The 17,076-nt window shown below is 67.3% G+C and carries 14 protein-coding genes; 7 read left to right on the forward strand and 7 right to left on the reverse strand.

Annotated elements, in window-relative coordinates; translation table 11 throughout:
* Nucleotides 1-8: 8 nt before the first annotated feature.
* Nucleotides 9-1,964, reverse strand: coding sequence for a molecular chaperone HtpG (gene htpG / locus AWC25_RS21680; protein ID WP_085167578.1), 1,956 nt, complete (start codon nt 1,962-1,964; stop codon nt 9-11).
* A gap of 70 nt (nt 1,965-2,034) precedes the next feature.
* Here htpG and AWC25_RS21685 point away from each other — a divergent pair, with 70 nt between their 5' ends.
* Nucleotides 2,035-2,655: a TIGR03085 family metal-binding protein gene (locus AWC25_RS21685; RefSeq protein ID WP_085167580.1), complete on the forward strand. Its 621-nt coding sequence runs from the start codon at nt 2,035-2,037 to the stop codon at nt 2,653-2,655.
* Between the two features lie 18 nt (nt 2,656-2,673).
* On the opposite strand, the gene AWC25_RS21690 is transcribed toward AWC25_RS21685, so the two are convergent.
* Both AWC25_RS21690 and AWC25_RS21695 read right to left on the reverse strand, forming a co-directional pair.
* On the reverse strand, nt 2,674-4,227 hold the full coding sequence (locus AWC25_RS21690; RefSeq protein ID WP_085167582.1) for a class I adenylate-forming enzyme family protein: 1,554 nt from the start codon (nt 4,225-4,227) through the stop codon (nt 2,674-2,676).
* Complete coding sequence (locus AWC25_RS21695) at nt 4,224-5,063, reverse strand: acyl-CoA thioesterase domain-containing protein (protein ID WP_372513452.1); 840 nt, start codon at nt 5,061-5,063, stop codon at nt 4,224-4,226. Before AWC25_RS21695 ends, AWC25_RS21690 begins: the two co-directional genes overlap by 4 nt.
* A 271-nt stretch (nt 5,064-5,334) precedes the next feature.
* Between AWC25_RS21695 and AWC25_RS26900 the strand changes: the two genes are divergently transcribed.
* Nucleotides 5,335-5,952, forward strand: coding sequence for a chitin-binding protein (locus tag AWC25_RS26900; protein WP_085167584.1), 618 nt, complete (start codon nt 5,335-5,337; stop codon nt 5,950-5,952).
* Between the two features lie 122 nt (nt 5,953-6,074).
* Nucleotides 6,075-6,749 (forward strand): histidine phosphatase family protein, encoded by a 675-nt coding sequence (locus tag AWC25_RS21705; RefSeq protein WP_069400129.1) that lies wholly within the window; start codon nt 6,075-6,077, stop codon nt 6,747-6,749.
* 5 nt (nt 6,750-6,754) lie between these two features.
* Here AWC25_RS21705 and AWC25_RS21710 read toward each other — a convergent pair whose 3' ends face one another.
* A complete protein-coding gene (locus AWC25_RS21710) occupies nt 6,755-7,021 on the reverse strand; it encodes a hypothetical protein (protein ID WP_085167586.1) in 267 nt (88 codons plus the stop codon).
* A gap of 112 nt (nt 7,022-7,133) precedes the next feature.
* Between AWC25_RS21710 and AWC25_RS21715 the strand changes: the two genes are divergently transcribed.
* Both AWC25_RS21715 and AWC25_RS21720 read left to right on the forward strand, forming a co-directional pair.
* Nucleotides 7,134-7,904, forward strand: a complete 771-nt coding sequence (locus AWC25_RS21715; protein ID WP_069400131.1) for a class I SAM-dependent methyltransferase — start codon at nt 7,134-7,136, stop codon at nt 7,902-7,904.
* Between the two features lie 123 nt (nt 7,905-8,027).
* Nucleotides 8,028-9,326, forward strand: a complete 1,299-nt coding sequence (locus AWC25_RS21720; RefSeq protein ID WP_069400132.1) for a glycosyltransferase — start codon at nt 8,028-8,030, stop codon at nt 9,324-9,326.
* On the opposite strand, the gene AWC25_RS21725 is transcribed toward AWC25_RS21720, so the two are convergent.
* Nucleotides 9,302-10,225 carry an SAM-dependent methyltransferase gene (locus AWC25_RS21725; protein ID WP_142278990.1) on the reverse strand — a complete coding sequence of 308 codons (924 nt, stop codon included), beginning with the start codon at nt 10,223-10,225 and terminating at the stop codon, nt 9,302-9,304. The two genes, AWC25_RS21720 and AWC25_RS21725, sit on opposite strands and share 25 nt — an antisense overlap.
* Before the next feature lie 84 nt (nt 10,226-10,309).
* On the opposite strand from AWC25_RS21725, the gene AWC25_RS21730 reads away from it, so the two are divergent.
* Both AWC25_RS21730 and AWC25_RS21735 read left to right on the forward strand, forming a co-directional pair.
* Nucleotides 10,310-11,017 carry a VldE C-terminal domain-containing protein gene (locus AWC25_RS21730; protein ID WP_069400134.1) on the forward strand — a complete coding sequence of 236 codons (708 nt, stop codon included), beginning with the start codon at nt 10,310-10,312 and terminating at the stop codon, nt 11,015-11,017.
* Nucleotides 11,018-11,356: 339 nt separating this feature from the next.
* Nucleotides 11,357-13,072 (forward strand): aldehyde dehydrogenase family protein, encoded by a 1,716-nt coding sequence (locus AWC25_RS21735; RefSeq protein WP_085167588.1) that lies wholly within the window; start codon nt 11,357-11,359, stop codon nt 13,070-13,072.
* A gap of 23 nt (nt 13,073-13,095) precedes the next feature.
* Here AWC25_RS21735 and ngg read toward each other — a convergent pair whose 3' ends face one another.
* A complete protein-coding gene (ngg, locus tag AWC25_RS21740) occupies nt 13,096-14,889 on the reverse strand; it encodes an N-acetylglutaminylglutamine synthetase (RefSeq protein WP_085167590.1) in 1,794 nt (597 codons plus the stop codon).
* On the reverse strand, nt 14,886-16,691 hold the full coding sequence (locus AWC25_RS21745; RefSeq protein ID WP_069400137.1) for an N-acetylglutaminylglutamine amidotransferase: 1,806 nt from the start codon (nt 16,689-16,691) through the stop codon (nt 14,886-14,888). Before AWC25_RS21745 ends, ngg begins: the two co-directional genes overlap by 4 nt.
* Nucleotides 16,692-17,076 lie beyond the last annotated feature (385 nt).

A 17,076-nucleotide genomic window follows, 5' to 3' on the forward strand; every position in this document is an offset into this window, starting at 1 on the left:
TTGCCTGCTTACAAGGTGCGGGTCAGCTGCTTGGCAAGCAGCTCGGCGAACCTAGCCGGGTCTTCCAACGCTCCCCCTTCGGCCAGCAACGCCGTCCCGTACAGCAATTCGGCGGTCTCGGTGACGGCGGAGTCGTCGGGCCGTTCCTGGTGCGCCTGGCGCAGGCCCGTGATCAGCGGATGGTTCGGGTTGAGCTCCAGAATCCGCTTGCCGATGGGAATGTTCTGCCCGGAGGCCTGGTAGATGCGGGCGAGCGCCGGGCTGATCCCGAACGCGTCGGTGATCAGGCAGGCCGGCGACTCGGTCAGCCGGCTGGACAGCCGGACCTCCTTCACGTGTTCGTTGAGCGTCTCCTTCAACCAGCTCAGTAGCTCGGCGAAGTCTTTCGCCTGCTCCTCGCGTTCGGCGTCGCTCTTGTCCTCGTCGGAGTCGAGGTCCACCTCGCCCTTGGCCACCGACTGCAGCGGTTTGCCGTCGAACTCGGTCACGGTGCCCACCCAGACCTCGTCGACCGGGTCGGTGAGCAGCAGGACCTCGTAGCCCTTGGCCCGGAACGCCTCGAGGTGCGGGGACTTCAGGATTTGCTGTCGCGTCTCCCCGGTGGCGTAGAAGATTTTGTCCTGCCCCTCCTTCATCCGCTCGACGTACTGGGCGAGCGTGGTGGCCTCTTCCTCGCTGTGCGTGGAGGCGAACGAGGAGATCTGCAGCAGGGTGTCCTGGTTGTCGACGTCGGAGAGCAGACCCTCTTTGAGAACCCGGCCGAACTGAGTCCAGAACGTGCGATAGTCCTCCGGCCGGTCGGACTGCAGCTCCTTGATCGTGGACAGCACCTTCTTCGTCAACCGGCGGCGGATCGCGCTGATCTGTCGATCCTGCTGCAGAATCTCGCGAGAAACGTTGAGCGACAAGTCTTGTGCGTCGACCACGCCCTTGACGAAGCGCAGATACTCCGGCATCAGCTGGTCGCAGTCACCCATAATGAACACGCGCTTGACGTAGAGCTGCACCCCGATCTTGGCGTCCCGCTGGAACAGGTCGAACGGGGCGTGCGACGGGATGAACAGCAGGGCCTGATACTCGAAGGTGCCCTCGGCCTTCATCACGATGACCTCGAGCGGGTCGTCCCAGGCGTGCGCGATGTGCTTGTAGAACTCCTTGTACTCCTCGTCGGAGACTTCGTCCTTGGGCCGGGCCCACAGCGCCTTCATCGAGTTCAGCGTCTCGGTCTCGATCGTGACGGTTTCCTCGCCGCCTTCTTCTGTGGCGGGCGTCCGCTTCTCGACTTGCATCCGGATGGGCCAGGCGATGAAGTCGGAGTACTGCTTGACCAGGCTGCGGATCTTCCACTCCGAGGTGTAGTCGTGCAGCTGGTCCTCGGCGTCCTCGGGCTTGAGGTGCAGGGTGATGGCGGTGCCCTGGGGGGCTTTGCCCGTTTCGAAGTCGACGGACTCGATGGTGTAGGTCCCCTCGCCGGTCGATTCCCAGCGGGTGGCCTGGGTCTCGCCGGCCTTGCGGGTCAGCAGCTCGACCTTGTCGGCGACCATGAACGACGAGTAGAAACCGATGCCGAACTGGCCGATCAGTTCCTCGGAAGCGGCTGTGTCTTTCTGGTTCTTAGCCTCCCGAAGCTGTTGGCGCAGCTCGGCGGTCCCCGACTTGGCGAGGGTGCCGATCAGGCCGATGACCTCGTCGCGCGTCATCCCGATGCCGTTGTCGCGGATAGTGAGCGTGCGCGCGCCCTTGTCCACCTCGATCTCGATGTGCAGGTCGGAGGTGAGGGTGCCATCGGGGTCGAGGTCCTTGTTGCGGAACGCCTCGAGTCGCAGTTTGTCCAGCGCGTCGGAGGCGTTCGAGATCAACTCCCGCAGAAACGAGTCCTTGTTGGAGTAGACCGAGTGGACCATCAGATCCAGGAGCTGTCGCGCCTCGGCCTGAAACTCCAACTGTTCAACACCAGCATTCATGGCAAAGAATTTACCGGTGTGTTCGGGCTCTACCCTGAAGAGGTCAGCGCTGCCGGGGAAAGGAATCCAGGTGTCAGTTGCTCAGCGGGAACGTGCGGCGCTCGTCGACACCATGCGCAGCGTCGGACCCGACGCGCCCACCTTGTGTGACGGCTGGACGGCGCGAGATCTCGCCGCCCACCTGGTGATTCGCGAATACCGGCCGGACGCCGCGCCCGGCATCCTCATCCCGCGCTTCGCCGACCACACCGCCAAGGTGCAAAACGACGTGGCCACGCGGACCGACTGGGACACCCTGCTGGACAAGGTGGCGTCCGGCCCTCCGATTTACACCCCCCTGAAACTCCTCGATCCGATAGCCAACATCGGCGAGATGTTCATCCACCACGAGGATGTGCGCCGCGCGCAACCGGACTGGGCGCCGCGCGTCCTGGAACCGAAACTGGCCACCAGCCTGCGCCGCACCCTGCCGCTGATGGCTCGGATGACGCTGGCGAAGGTGCCCGGCCGGGTCGCGCTGCGCACTGCCGAGGGCAAGACCGTGCTGATCTTGGGCAGCGGGCCGGCGGTCACCGTGACCGGCCCGCCCGAAGAATTGCTGCTGTTCGCCGTTGGGCGCGATGCCCGGGTCGACTTCGACGGCGACGCGGTGGCGGTGCAGGCGGTCCGCGACGCGCCGAAGGGGTTATGAGCGCGACGAACGGCTCGGCTAGCCACCGAACGCCGCGCGCAGATCCTTCTTGATGACCTTCCCGAACTGGTTGCGGGGCAGGTTCTCGACGATGACCAGCCGCTCCGGGTGCTTGTAGCGGCTCAGCCCGAGGCAATGGCAGTGCTGCACCAGGGATTCCAGTGTCAGACCAGCCGCCGGGGTGGGCACCACCACGGCGCACACCCGCTCGCCCGCGGTGCGGTCGGGCACCCCGATGACTGCAACGTCGGCAACGCCGGGATGACTGGCGAGCACATTCTCGATCTCGAGTGCCGAGACGTTTTCCGCGTTGCGAATGATCGCGTCCTTGAGCCGCCCCGTCACGTGCACGTTGCCGTCGACGTCGACGAGCCCGAGGTCACCCGTGCGCAGCCAGCCGTCCTCGTCGAACGCGTCGGCGTCGAGCGTCGCGTCGGCGTAGCCCAGGAAGCACTGGGGCCCCTTAAGGCGCAGCTCGCCCTCCTGCCCGGCGGGCAGCTCGGCTCCGCGGCTGTCCACTACGCGGACGCTGACACCGGGCACCGGCGCGCCGACCGTGTAGTCGAGCACGTCCGGCGGGGCATTCAACGGCGGCGAGGTGGCCACCGGGAACTCGGTCATACCCCAGGCGTTGGCGATGCCGGGCGTGCCGAGGTGTTGGCGGACTTGCCGGCCCAGTTCGGCGGTGATCGGCGCGCCGCCGGCGATGCAGCCGCGCAGTGCGCCGAACAGCGGCGTATCGCCATGCACCCGTTGGGCTTCCAGGAACGCCACGAAGAATGGCGTCGCCGTGCCCAGAAATGTCGGGTGGTGCGCCGCGATGGCCAGCGGGGTGGTGGCCGGGTCGAATACCTCGAACAGCGCCAGTCGCATCCCGGTCAGCAACGCGGCGGCCAGCATCGCGGCCCCGCCGATATGGGCGATGGGAAAGGCGATCGGGTCCACGTCGTCGGCGGTGATTCCCATGGCGTCCACCAACCCGCGCGCGCCGGCGATCACCGTGGTGTCGAGGTGGCGGATTCCCTTGGGAGCGGCAGTGGTTCCCGAGGAGTAGTAGACCCATTGGGTGTCGCTGCTCGGTTCCGGCAGGGGCGGCAAGCCATCCGCGTCGGCGTCGGGCAGCCGCAGCGCACCGGCGCGCGCCGGCGTGGCCAGGTCCAGGGTGACGACCTCGAATCCCTTGTCCGACGCCAACGACCGGGCTAGGTCACCGTGGCTGAATCCCCGCCAAAGTTCGGGAACCACAAGGAATTCGGTCGACAACTGTCCGGTGATGAAGTCGAGCTCCCGTTCCCGCAGCAACGGGATGACCGGGTTTTGGACCGCGCCGAGGCGGGCCAGCGCCGCCATGACGACCACGGCCTCGAGCGTGGTGGGGAGTTGCCAGGACACCACGGTGCCCGGTTTGACGCCACGGCGGGCGAACGCGGCGGCCGTCGCGCAGGCGGCGTCGTGCAGCCCGCCTGCGGTCAGGCTGCGCCCGTATTCGTCGGCGAGGACCTGCCGATCCGGCTGGCGGCGTGCCGCGTCGACCAGCAACGCCCAATAACCGCGGTCCGTCGTGGTGGTCATCCGGCCGTTGGCACGTCCGTGGGCGGTCGAAATCCGGAGTGCGCGATGGAGACGGCGACGGCACTACCGACGGGACCCTTGTGGTCGACGACGACAGCCGATCCGTTGGCCACGCCGTCGTCGCTGTAGTGCGTGAGCGCGGCCAGCCCGATGTGCGGGCCCTCGGGTAGCCGGCTCAAAGCGAGCGTGTAGTCGACGTTGATGAACTGCAACGCCTTGGTTCCCCAGTTCGCGATGGCGGCGGTGACGTCCGCACACAGCGCCGCCCGGGTAAACGGCGTGAGCGGCTCGTCGTCGATCAGCGGCCGGGTTTCGTGCAGCCAGGTGTATTTCGGGCCGGCGGTGTCCCAGTCGGGATCGGGATTCTGCAACTCGCCGCCCCACCCGTAGGTCCGCAGGAACAGCGTCGGGTGAGTACCGTCCGGTTCGGTGGGCAGTTGGGGCATCTGGATGGGTTGTGACCACACGCGGCCATCCGGTTGCTGGCCGCGCCGTAAAAACAGGGCGCTGGCTCGCGCGACGGGCTCGCCGCGCTGGATGAGCGTGACCTCGGCCAGCCGCAGTCGTCGACGCTCGTGATGGACCTGGGTGCGCAGCTCGAACGGTTCCAGCGCGGCCGGTGCGGGCAGGTCCACGGTCAGCCGCGCGGGCTGTAACGCCGGGTCGTCGACGGAGCCTTCCAGCGCCCAGGCCAAGATGCCGCCCACCACGTGCCCGCTCATTGACGGACCCCAGCCGCCCCGCGCGACGGCGGTTGGCACGTAACGGGTTTCGTCACGCACGAAGTACGGCCCGGACTCCAATGAACCGTCGGGCAGGACGGTCGACTCGGTCACCGGGTGACCTGCTGCGCGAACACGGTATGCATGATTTCTCTCCTCTGAGGCACGCAACGGTAGATGTTACAGTTTGGCTTCCAGGTCGCGCGCTCAGTGGGTGTCATCGGATGGACCGCGCCCGGCCGCAACGGCATGGGCCGATGGCACGGCGTCACGGGATTACCCAAAGCCCGCCCTGAGGGTTCACCTAGCCGACTCATAGGTAAGCTATTTAACGTCGAGCTGGACGGGGTCAGCTTCTGATGATCCACGAGTAAGTGGGGGGAACATGAAACTGAAACGACTGATCGCGGCGGGCAGCCTGGCGGGTGCCCTAGGTGCGGCAGCACTGGGGATGGGCTCCGGCCTGGCCAGCGCCGCTCCCGGGGGGCCTCCACCGGCGCCCGGCGGTGGACATGGCGCGCCGGCGCCCGGCGGTATCCACGCGCCGACGGGCCCGAATGACCCGGGCGGACCGGGTGGACCGGGCGGACCCGGTGGTCCCGGCCCTGGCGGACCGGGTGGACCGGGCGGACCCGGTGGTCCCGGCCCTGGCGGACCGGGTGGACCGGGTGGGCCTGGCGGCCCCGGCCCTGGCGGACCGGGTGGTCCCGGGCATCCCGGCTTCAATAATCCTGGGGGTCCCGGTGGACCGGGCGGACCCGGTGGCCCGTGGCACGGAGATCCGCACCGGGGCTACTTCAACAACGCGCCGTGGGGCAACGGGCCCGCGCCGTGGGGTCCGGGTGAACCGCCTCGGCCCGCGTGGGATCGTCCGCTCCCGCCGCCCGGTGCTCCGTGGACCTACGGCCCGATCAACTACTTTGGCTACCCGGAGACACCCGTGTGGGATCCCGGTTTCAACCAGTGGGGCTTCTGGTTCTTCGGCGTCTGGATTCCGCTGTAAATCCGGCAGCACGAGCGGGACGGCCGGGGACGCCTTAGACTTCTCGCGTGCAGCTGCGCAGGATTGCAACGTCTGGGCGCTCCGGTGAAATCGACCTGGCCACACGGTGTTTCGTCGCCGCTATGGCCGTCGTCGCGATCCTGGCCGCGGGAAGCGCCGCCCCGGCACAGGCCGCCGGACAGCACCCGATCACCTTGACTCTGGTGCGCCACGCCCAGTCGGCGGCCAACGCGTCCGGTGTGATCGACACGTCGACGCCGGGACCGGACCTTTCCCCTCGAGGCTGGTGCCAGGCGATGCTGGTGGCCCCGCAGCTGGCCCCGAACCACTACGACGGCGTCTACGCCTCGAGCATGATCCGGGCCCAGGAGACGGCCACCCCGACATCGCAAGCGTTGGGCGAATCCGTCACGGTGCTACCCGGATTGCGGGAGATCGAGGCCGGCGACTTCGAAGGCGCCCCGGAGGCCGACATCGCGCAGACCTACTTCGCCGCTCCGGCGCGGTGGCTGCAGGGTGACCGCACCGCGCGGATCCCGGGCTCCGTCGACGGCAACGAGTTCAATGCGCGATTCAGTGAAGCCATCCACCGCATCTACGACAGCGGCCAGCAGAACCCGGTCGCGTTTTCCCACAGCGCGGCGATCATGTTCTGGGTCCTGATGAACGCGCACAACGCCGACCCGACACTGCTGAAGACCAAGTCGCTGACCAACGTCGGGCACGTGGTGCTGACCGGAAGTCCTTCCAGCGGTTGGACATTGACCGAATGGGATGCCGATCCCCCGCCCTGCTGACCGGGTTAGCGGCGGCCCGGGCCGCCGGGTCCGCCCGGTCCGCCGGGTCCGCCGGGTCCGCCGGGGCCGTTGGCAGCCGGAAGCACAAAGACACACTCATTCAACTCCACGCTCCAGGCCCAGCCGGGCGCGCATACCGGGTCGGCCCGGCTGATGGCCGGCACGGCGATCCACACCGTTGGCAGCCCCGCCAGCAGCAGGGCGAATACACCGACTGCGGCGCGCCGCGGCGACGGCAGGCGACCGCTCGGCGCGGTGACGGTCTCGGTCATGGCGGTACTCCTCCCCGAACTCCAGCACCTCATTGTGCTTCACCCGGGCTCGCTTAGGTTTCAAATTCGGCCGCTACAGCTGCCGCACAGGTAGCCCAGCTAGCGTGGCAATGTGACCGACCGTCAAGAGCGCGCAATGTCATTCGGATCGATCGCTGAGGATTACGACGGGTTACGTCCCCAGGCTCCGCGGGAGGCGGTCGATTGGTTGGTGCCACCCGGTTGCGAGGTCGCCGTCGACGTCGGGGCCGGAACCGGTCTGTTCACCCGCACGCTGATCGGGAAAGCGGCAGAGGTCATCGCGGTGGAACCCGACGAGCGAATGCGCAGGGTGCTGACGGAACGATCTCCGGGGGTCCGCGCGCTTGAGGGACGCGGCGAGTCGATCCCCCTTCCCGATGCGGCGGCGGACGCCGTCTTCGTCTCGTCGGCGTGGCACTGGATGGATCACGAACGGGCCATTCCTGAGATCGGTCGGGTACTGCGCGACGGAGGCCGACTCGGATTGATCTGGACAAGCCGGGACCGCGACGTGGACTGGGTACGCGAGCTAGGGCGGCTGCCCGGCCAAAATCTCGAGGAAGTGCAATCCGCCGAACGGTTTCGGCAGCGGCTGCACTTCGCCCTCCCCGAACCGCAGATCTTCCACAACACCGAGCGTGCGACCTTTCAGTTCGTGCGGACCATGACGGTCGACGACGCGGTCGCGATGCTGGGCACCTACAGCCGGGCGATCATCGCCTCCCCCGACGACCGCGCCCAAACCTTCGCCGACGCGCGCGCGGCCTTGGCCGCCCAATTTCCCGGCGCCGAGACCGTCGATGTGCCCATGCGCGCGTGGTGCTGGCGCGCCGGTCGCGTTGCCCGTGGCGTGCTGATGTGACGGATGTGCAAATCATTTCCCGCGTTGGGGGCCGCATCGATCGGTTAGGCTGGGCCCGCACCACCCACCGATGCCCCCTGCGGTTCGGCCCTTACATGACAACTGAAGATTCCGGGATCCGCCATGAAATTTGTGCTGGCAAGTTATGGAACTCGGGGGGACATCGAGCCGTCAGTAGCTGTCGGTCGTGAGCTGCTGCGCCGGGGGCATGACGTCCAGCTGGCCGTGTCGCCCGATCTGGTCGGCTTCGCCGAATCCGCGGGGGTTGCCGCCGTCGCCTACGGGCTGGACACGCAGGAATGGCTCGACACTTATCGCGACTTCTGGGCGTCCGCGTTTCACAACTATTGGCGGCTGTCCGACCTGGCCAGGATGTGGTGCGAGCTGCGCGAGTCCGTCGTTGCGAGCTGGGTGCACATGGCCGCGACGTTGGCGCCGTTGGCCGGGGGCGCCGACGTGTTGTTCACCGGCGAAAGTTTCATGGAGACCGCGGCCAATGTCGCCGAGTACTACAACATACCGTTGGCGACCTTCCATTACGTGCCGATCCGGGCCAACGGCCGGCTCCTCCCCTTCGTGCCGTCGCCGGTGGCCCGCGCGGCCATGAGCGCGTCCAACTGGCTGACCTGGCGGATGACCAAGCACCTCGAGGACGCACAGCGCCGAGAGTTGGGCTTGCCCAAGGCGACTCGCCCCGCCTCGCTACGCATTGCCGAGCGCGGATCGCTGGAGATTCAGGCGTATGACGAAGCGTGCTTCCCGGGTCTCGAGGCCGAATGGGCGAAATGGCGTGGGCAGCGGCCTTTTGTCGGCGCGCTCACGATGGAATTGATGACCGAAGCCGACGAGGAGGTCGCATCGTGGGTCGCGGCCGGAACCCCGCCGATCTGCTTCGGTTTCGGCAGCATGCGAGTCGAGTCGCCGGCCGCGACGGTCAAGATGATCAGCGCCGCCTGTGCGCAATTGGGTGAGCGCGCGCTGGTGTGCGCCGGCTGGAGCGACTTCAGTGCTGTCCCCCAGTTCGACAACGTCAAACTGGTGGACGCGGTGAACTACGCGGCGATCTTTCCGTCCTGCCGGGCGGTCGTGCACCACGGCGGCACGGGCACGACCGCGGCCGGACTGCGCGCCGGTATTCCCACCTTGGTCCTGTCAATGGACCTGGTCCAGACGATCTGGGGAGCCCAGCTCACCCGACTGAGGGTGGGTGCCACCCGGCGGTTTGCGAACACCACCCGCGACTCGCTCGTCGCCGACCTGCGCAAAATCTTGGCGCCCGAATGTGTGACCCGCGCCCGTGAGTTCGCCACCCGGATGAGCAAGCCCGACGCAAGTGTCGCCGGCGCCGCCGACCTGCTTGAAAAGCTTGGCGAGCAGCCGTCCCGATTCGGGCGACGTCAGCGAAGTTCCGCGCTCAGATAGCTGATGGTGCGCCGAATATCGGCCAGCAGTTCATGCTCGGGCAGGGCGAAGCCGTTCTCGGCGTACAGGTCTTCGGTGGCGTGCTGGGTGACGTCCCAGCCGGTGGCCACCAGATGCTCGCTGGCTTGCCGGCGCTCGCCGACCCAGATCAGATCGGCGACGTCGAAATCCAATCCGTGCTTGCGCCAGCCGCTGCGCAAGGCCCGTGCGCGTTCGTCGGTGAAGACCCCCATGTCGGTGATGTTCTCGGTGGCCAGCCGGCTCTCCGGCGCGCTCAGCGCGGTGATGTGGTCGAGCAACCGGTCTTGAGCGTCGGGCGGCAGGTACGGCAGCAGACCTTCGGCGATCCACGCGGTCGGGATGCCGGGGTCAAAGAAGTTGGCGCGCAACGCGGCCGGCCAATCATCGCGTAGATCGACGCTGACGGCCCGGCGCTCGGCCGCCGGCTGGGCGCCGAGCTGGGCCAGCGTGGTGTCTTTGAAGACGATCACCTCGGGCTGATCGACCTCGAACACGACCGTTCCCGCCGGCCACGACAGCCGATAAGCTCGCGCGTCGAGCCCGTCGGCCAGGATGACGGCCTGACGGATGCCACTCTCGGTCGCGGCTCTGAAGAAGTTGTCGAAAAACCTTGTCCGCACGGCTATTTGCTCGCAGCGCTGTCGGGCGGTCAGGGGCATGTCCTCGTCGTCGAGGGGAATGTCGCCGTCCAGCATCCGGGTGAAGAACGGGTGCCCCACGGCCCGAACCAACGGCTCGGCGAACCGGTCGTCGAGCAGCGGGTCGGGTTCACGCGACGCCAGTGCGCGCGACGCCGCCACCATTGTTGCGGTCGCTCCGACGCTGGAAGCCAGGTCCCAGCTGTCGCCTTCGGTACGTGCCGCGCCATCGGATGACACTGCTCGCTCACCCCCTTCCGGGATTCGATCCCAGCAACCATAACTTGCCTAAAGTGGGCCACACGCGTCGCACACGACACTAAAGTGCTGCTGGTGAGCAGGAGCGCGTTAGCCGTCGGCAAAAGCCGGTGGTTGGCGATCGTGGCCTCGCTCGTGGTCTCCGCCGGCATGATCTACGCGCAGGGGACAAGGTCGTCATGCTGCATCGAGCCGCCAGCGGCGGTACCGACGCCGACTGCGGCGGCCCCGCCGAAGGACGCGGCGGCACCGGGCAGCGGGCCGCACGTCGCGAGTCCCGCGGAGGCCGAAGCCTTGGCGGCATTGGCGTCGACCGCACCCACCGGAGCGCAAAGCTTCCAATTCCCCTTGCCGGCCGGCGTCGCACCCGAGGACCACTTGCAGGTCAAGACCATCTGGGCAGCGCGTGTCATCAGCGTGCTATTCCCGCAGATCACCACCATCTACGGCTATCGGCAGGACGCATTGCCGTGGCATCCCAACGGGTTGGCGATCGACGTCATGATCCCCCACCATGACAGCCCGCAGGGCATCGAACTGGGCAACCAGATCGCCGGGTATGCGCTGGCGAACGCCAAGCGGTGGGGCATCAATCACGTGATTTGGCGGCAGAAGATCTACCTGGGCCCCGCCTCGGGTGCCTGGACCGCCGACCTCGGCTCGGAAACCGCGAACCACTACGACCACGTCCACATCGCCACCGGCGGTGGCGGATACCCCACCGGGCACGAGATCTACTACATCGCCTCGATGACGCCCAACCCGTCCGAATAGAGGATGCAAGGCTCCGTCGCTCGCGTACCAAAGGAGGTTGTCGGGGCTCTTGTTGCCCGCCTTTGAGCGACAAATCGTGCTTGTGTGCCGCGGCCTCGACATGTTGTCGCTCAAAGGCGGGCAAAAAGAATGTTGAAACCGCCTTGACGCTGGTTGACGTCGACGCCGCGCGTGCTCGGTTTGAAAACTCGATCGACCGCGGCAACCGTCGTTTGCTGGCCAGACAATCTCGGTTGTCGAGGCAACCATGGATTCTCCGTTAGGCCAGGCCTACTGTGCGCGTAAGGGGGGAGCCGACTGATCAGTCGGTGTCTAGAAAGTCTTGAAAGGGAGCCGGTCATGACCGCAGGGACCCGCATGGACACAGCAGCGCTCGATAAGGCAATTGACGACTTGCGCTCCAACGCGCAGGGTTGGGCGTCCTTGCCGTTGGCCGAGAAAATTTCGATGCTCGAAGCATTGCCCGGCAGGATTCTCCAAACCGCACCGGACCTGGTGGCCTCGGCTCTCGACGCCAAAGGTGTTGCCCCGAAATCGATCTGGGCCGGCGAGGAATGGGCGACCGGGGTATGGCTGCCAATTCAGGCCATCAACACACAACTGCGGGCGCTCAAGCGGATCCTGGCCGGCAAAGACCCAGTCGAGGCCGGCGCGGTGCGCACCCGACCCGATGGCCAGGTCGTTGTCGACATCTTTCCGACCACCGCCTACGAGCGCCTGTTCCTCAACGGGTATCGCGCCAGCGTGTGGATCGAGCCGGGCGTGAATGCCGATCAGACACGCCGAAGCAGCGCCAACATGGACCGGGACCCCAACAAGATCCGGCCCGGAGTGTGCCTGGTGTTGGCGGCGGGCAACCTGGGGACCATCACGACACTCGACGTGATGGAGCAGCTGTACGTCAGCGGCAACGTCTGCGCGGTAAAACTCAACCCGGTCAACGACTACCTCGGCCCCTTCTACCAACAGGTCTGGAGCGACTTCATCTCGCGGGGATGGCTTCGAATCCTCAACGGAGGCGCCGACGTTGGTGACTACTTGGCCCACCATCCCAAGGTCGACGCGATTCACATGACGGGGTCGTCGGCCACCTACAACGCGATCATGTGGGGCACCGATGACGGTGCCCCCGCCCGCAGAGCCGAGAACGCGGCGCGACTGAACAAACCCGTCACCGCCGAACTCGGCGGCGTCAGTCCGCTCATCGTGGTTCCCGGGCCCTGGAAGAAGGCCGACATCAGATTCCAGGCCGAGCACATCGTGTCGAGCAAGCTGCTCAACTGCGGACACAACTGCAACGCCTCGCAAGTCCTTGTGTTGCCCCAAGATTGGCCGCTGGCCGACAAGCTCGTCGCGGAAATACGAGCAATCATGCGCGACCTCGAACCACGCCCGGCCTACTACCCCGGCGCGGTGACGAGAGTCGCCAGAGCGTGTGAGGGCATGCCCGGCGCCGAGTTTCCGTCGAGCGAGAAAACTTGGGCGCTCATCCCCGACGTCGACCCCGACAGCGGGGCCAGCATCCTGACCGACGAGGCCTTCGCCGGCGTCCTGGGCATCGTCCGGCTTCCCGGCGCGACGGCACGGGAATTCCTGGACAACGCCGTGGAATTTGCCAACGACGTGCTACCCGGCTCGCTGGGCGCGGTCATTGTCATCGACCCCAAGACCCGGAAGCGTAACGCGGCAGCATTCGACGATGCGGTCGCGCGGCTGCGGTACGGCGGCATCGGAATCAACGTCTGGTCGGGAATGGTGTTCGCGCTGGCAACCTGGGGGGCCTACCCCGGCAACGGGCCGCAAGACATCGGTAGCGGCGTCGGCGTGGTGCACAACGCCTTCATGCTCCCGAAGCCGCAGAAGTCCGTGGTCGAGATCCCGTTCCGTCCCGCGCCCCGCTCATTCTTCGGCGGTGAGCTGACGCTGTCCCCCAAGCCGGTGTTCTTCATCACCAACAGGACCGCCGAGACAACCCTGCGGCGGCTCAGCCAATTCGCCGTCGACCGTAATCCTGTTCGCCTACCGGGAATCCTGGCTGCCGCGCTGCGCGGCTGAATCAACCGACCGACCCGCGCCGCTCAGTCGCGGTGCAGCGGGGGCTCGTCGGGAGTCCACGCCGGCGGCTGGCCTGGCTGCCCCGGAAACAGGAAATCGATGAACGCCGAGGCGGTGGGTTGCGGCTCGTGGTTGGCCAGCCCCGGACGTTCGTTGGCTTCGATGAACGCATACTCCTCGCCGGCGATGTCAGGTACGAGCAAATCGATCCCCGTCACCGGGATGCCGATCGCCTCGGCCGCCGCCACCGCGACCCGACACAGCTCCTCATGCACTCGGGCGGTGACGTCGTGGATCGTGGCGCCCTGGTGCAGGTTGGCGGTGCGGCGCACCCGAAGCCGAACCCCTTCGGGCAGCACATCATCGAGCGCCCACCCGGCTTCGCGCACCGTGGCCTCGGTCAGATCGTCGAGCGGGATACGGGACTCGCCGCCGGTGGCGGCGGAGCGCCGACGGCTCTCGGCCGCGATCAGATCCCGCACGCTGTGCTCGCCGGTGCCGATGACCTCCGGCGGCACCCGCAGCGCCGCGGCGACGACGCGCCGGTCGATCACCACCAGCCGCAGGTCATCGCCGCGGACCCGTTGCTCGATCAGCACCTCCGGATATTGCTGGCGTGCCCGGGCCAGTGCCACCTCCAGGTCATCAGAGCCGTTGTCGGCGACGACGCCGACGGTGATGCCCTTGCCCTGCTCCCCGCGGGTCGGTTTGACCACGACCTCCCCGACCTCACGCACGAAAGCGTGATCGTCTTCGTCGAAGGTGGCCAGCCGGGCGCGCGGCACGATGATGCCGGCCTCAGAGACCAGCCGCCGGGTCAAGCGTTTGTCGTCGCAACGGCACATGGCGATCGCCGAGGTGAACTCCGACAGCGACTCGCGGGTGAGCACGGTGCGCCCGCCCAGCGATAGCCGCATCTCGCCCGTCTCGGCATCGAGCACCTCGACCCGGATGCCACGCCGCAGCGCCTCGTCGGCGATGATGCGGGCGTACGGGTTGAGGTCGTCGACAGTCTCCGGCAGCGGAGTGAACAACGGCTCGTTGATCGCGTTCTTGCGCTTGATCGCCAGCACCGGAACCCGGCGGAAACCCAGCTTCTCATAGAGCGCGATGGCGGCGGCGTTGTCGTGGCCGACCGATAAGTCCATGTAGGCGCGGCCCGCGCGGCGGAAGTGCTCGGCCACCGCCCGGGTCAGCGCCTCCCCCATGCCCGGCAGCCCGGCAGCCGGGTCGACCGCCAACGTCCACAGGCTCGACCCGTGTTCGGGGTCGGAGAACAACACCTCGTGGTCGACCCCGGTGACGGTGCCGACCACCTCGTTGTCCTCGTCTCGCACCGCGACCAGGTATGTCACCGCTTCGGCGTGCAGATGGTTGTCCCAGATCGTCTCCACCGGCGCCGGAACCATGCCGCACCGCACGAAAACGCGATTCATCGCGTCGGCGTCGGCGGGCTCGGTGAGCGTACGCACCGTGACACCCGGCGGCGCGGACGCCAGGTCTTTGTCGTGTGGCGGCGTGAAGCGCAGCCGGTAGGTGTGACTGGGATCGATGAAAAGCTCCGTCGGCGCCATGGCCACCACGACGTGCGACTCACGGGCATAGATGCAGATGTCGCGGCGCCCGGGACCTTCTCGCCGCAACGCCTCGGCCAGCGTGTCGGGATCGGCGAAGGTCTGACCGAAGATCAGCCTGCCCCAACCCAATTCGAGCTCGACGTCCTTGGCCATCGCGTCCACCATGTGGGGTGGCGACGCGTCGTGCAGGCCCAGGGTGATGGCCTCGGGATGGTCGCCGGAGGGATCGATGACGCTCATGCGGCGGGTCCCGTCACACCGTGGCGCTGCAGCCACAACTCGAGTAGGCCGAGCTGCCAGAGTTCGTTGCCGCGCAGCGGTGTCAGTTTGCCATTGGGGTCTGCCAACAGCGCGTCGACGGCCTCGGCGTCAAACAGCCCGCGCTCCTTCGCGATGGGCGCGTACAGCGCATCGCGCACCAGGTCGAGGTAGGGGCCTTGCAGGTGGGTGAGCGCGGGCACCGGGAAGTAGCCCTTCGGCCTGTCGATGACCTCCGACGGGATCACGCGCCGCGCAGCCTGTTTGAGGACGCCCTTGCCCTCGTGCGCGATCTTCAGCTCCGGCGGGCAGGTCGCGGCTAACTCGACCAGCTCGTGATCGAGGAACGGGACGCGCCCTTCCAGCCCCCAGGCCATGGTCATGTTGTCTACCCGCTTCACCGGGTCCTCCACCAACATCACCATCGTGTCGAGGCGCAACGCCCGATCGACGCCGGCTTCGGCGCCGGCCCGCGCGAAGTGTTCGCTGACGAACTGGCGGCTGGGATCGCCGGGCGCGAACTTCCCCGAGCCGAGTAGGGCCTGGACGCCGGCGGCGTCGCGGTCGAAGAAGGCACCGCGGTATTCGGTGACCGCGCCGTCGAGCGTCGCGGCGGCCGGCGAACCCATCGGCGGATACCAGTGGTAGCCGGCGAACACCTCATCGGCACCCTGGCCCGACTGCACGACCTTGACGTGCCGGGCCACCTCCTGACTGAGCAGGTAGAAGGCGACGCAGTCGTGGCTGACCATCGGCTCACTCATCGCGCCGATGGCCCCGTCCAGCGCGGGCAGCATCCGTTCGGTCCCGATGCGGATCTGATGATGGTCGGTGGCGAACCGCTCGGCCACGATGTCGGACCAGTGGAACTCGTCGCCCTGCACGCCCCCGGCCGACTCGAAGCCGATCGAGAAGGTCGACAACCCGGTCTGGCCGGCCTCGGCCAGCAGCCCGACGATCAGGCTCGAGTCGACGCCGCCCGACAGCAGGCATCCGACCGGCACGTCGGCGACGAGGCGGCGCTGGACCGCCAGCCGCAGGCTGGACAGCACGGCGTCTTCCCAGTCCCGCTCGGACCAGTCGGCGCGATCCTGGTGCCTGGTGAAGTCGGGCTCCCAGTACGTCGTGGTGGTCCTGCGGCCATCGGGTTCGATGGCGACGAGCGAAGCGGGAGGCACCTTACGGACGCCGCGCAGGATCGTGGCGGGCGCCGGCACCACGGAGTGGAACGTCATGTAATGGTGCAGGGCGACCGGGTCGATCCGGGTGTCCACACCGCCTCCGGCCAGCAGCGCCGGCAACGTCGACGCAAACCGGATACGGTGGCTGTCCTCGGTCAGGTACAGCGGCTTGATGCCGAGGCGGTCCCGGCCCAGCAACACCCGGCCGCTGTCCCGTTCGACGATGGCAAACGCGAACATGCCCTTCAGATGGCTGACGAAGTCGTCGCCCCAGCGGTGGTAGGCCTTGAGCAGGACTTCGCTGTCGCTGGTGGAAAAGAAGCGGTAACCGTGGCCTTTGAGTTCGTCGCGCAGTTGCTTGTAGTTGTAGATACAACCGTTCCAGGCAATGGTGAGGCCCAGGTCGGAGTCGACCATGGGTTGGGCGCCCGCCTCGGTCAGGTCGATGATCTTTAGGCGACGATGTCCCAGCGCAACGCGCCCCTGTGACCAAGCGCCGGCAGCGTCCGGCCCCCGTGGTGCCAGCACGGCCGCCATGGCCGAAACCGCAGCAACGTCGGGTACGCGATCGTCGAGTCGCACCTCGCCGGTGGCTCCGCACATATATTCGACCCTAACCGCGTCCGGAGGATTACGGCACATCGGGCGTGCGGCCGGGCGCGCCGCACGCCTTTCCGCAGCCCGGACGCGGCCCCCGGGTCGGCCGCAGGCGCCGGCCGGGCGCCGTGAGCGCTGCGCCCCGACACCCCGTCGGGGCGGCGCGGCCCGGGCCGGCGCGAGCGCGCAGCAACATCGCGCCAGGCCGAGGAACGTGTCGGCGGCCGCCGCGGGTTTGTGGCAGGCACTAGCGCTGTCACCCCGTTTGTTAATGCGGATCGCCCCAGCCGTTCACCGGAGCGCAGCAAACAGCTCATCCGCCGCGAAATATGTTGGCGCCGCTTTAGATTCGGCTATAAGGTGTGCCCATGATCAACAACAACAGCGAGAT

Origin of the sequence: Mycobacterium sherrisii (assembly GCF_002102355.1) — a bacterium.
In the GTDB taxonomy this organism is placed as follows: domain Bacteria; phylum Actinomycetota; class Actinomycetes; order Mycobacteriales; family Mycobacteriaceae; genus Mycobacterium; species Mycobacterium sherrisii.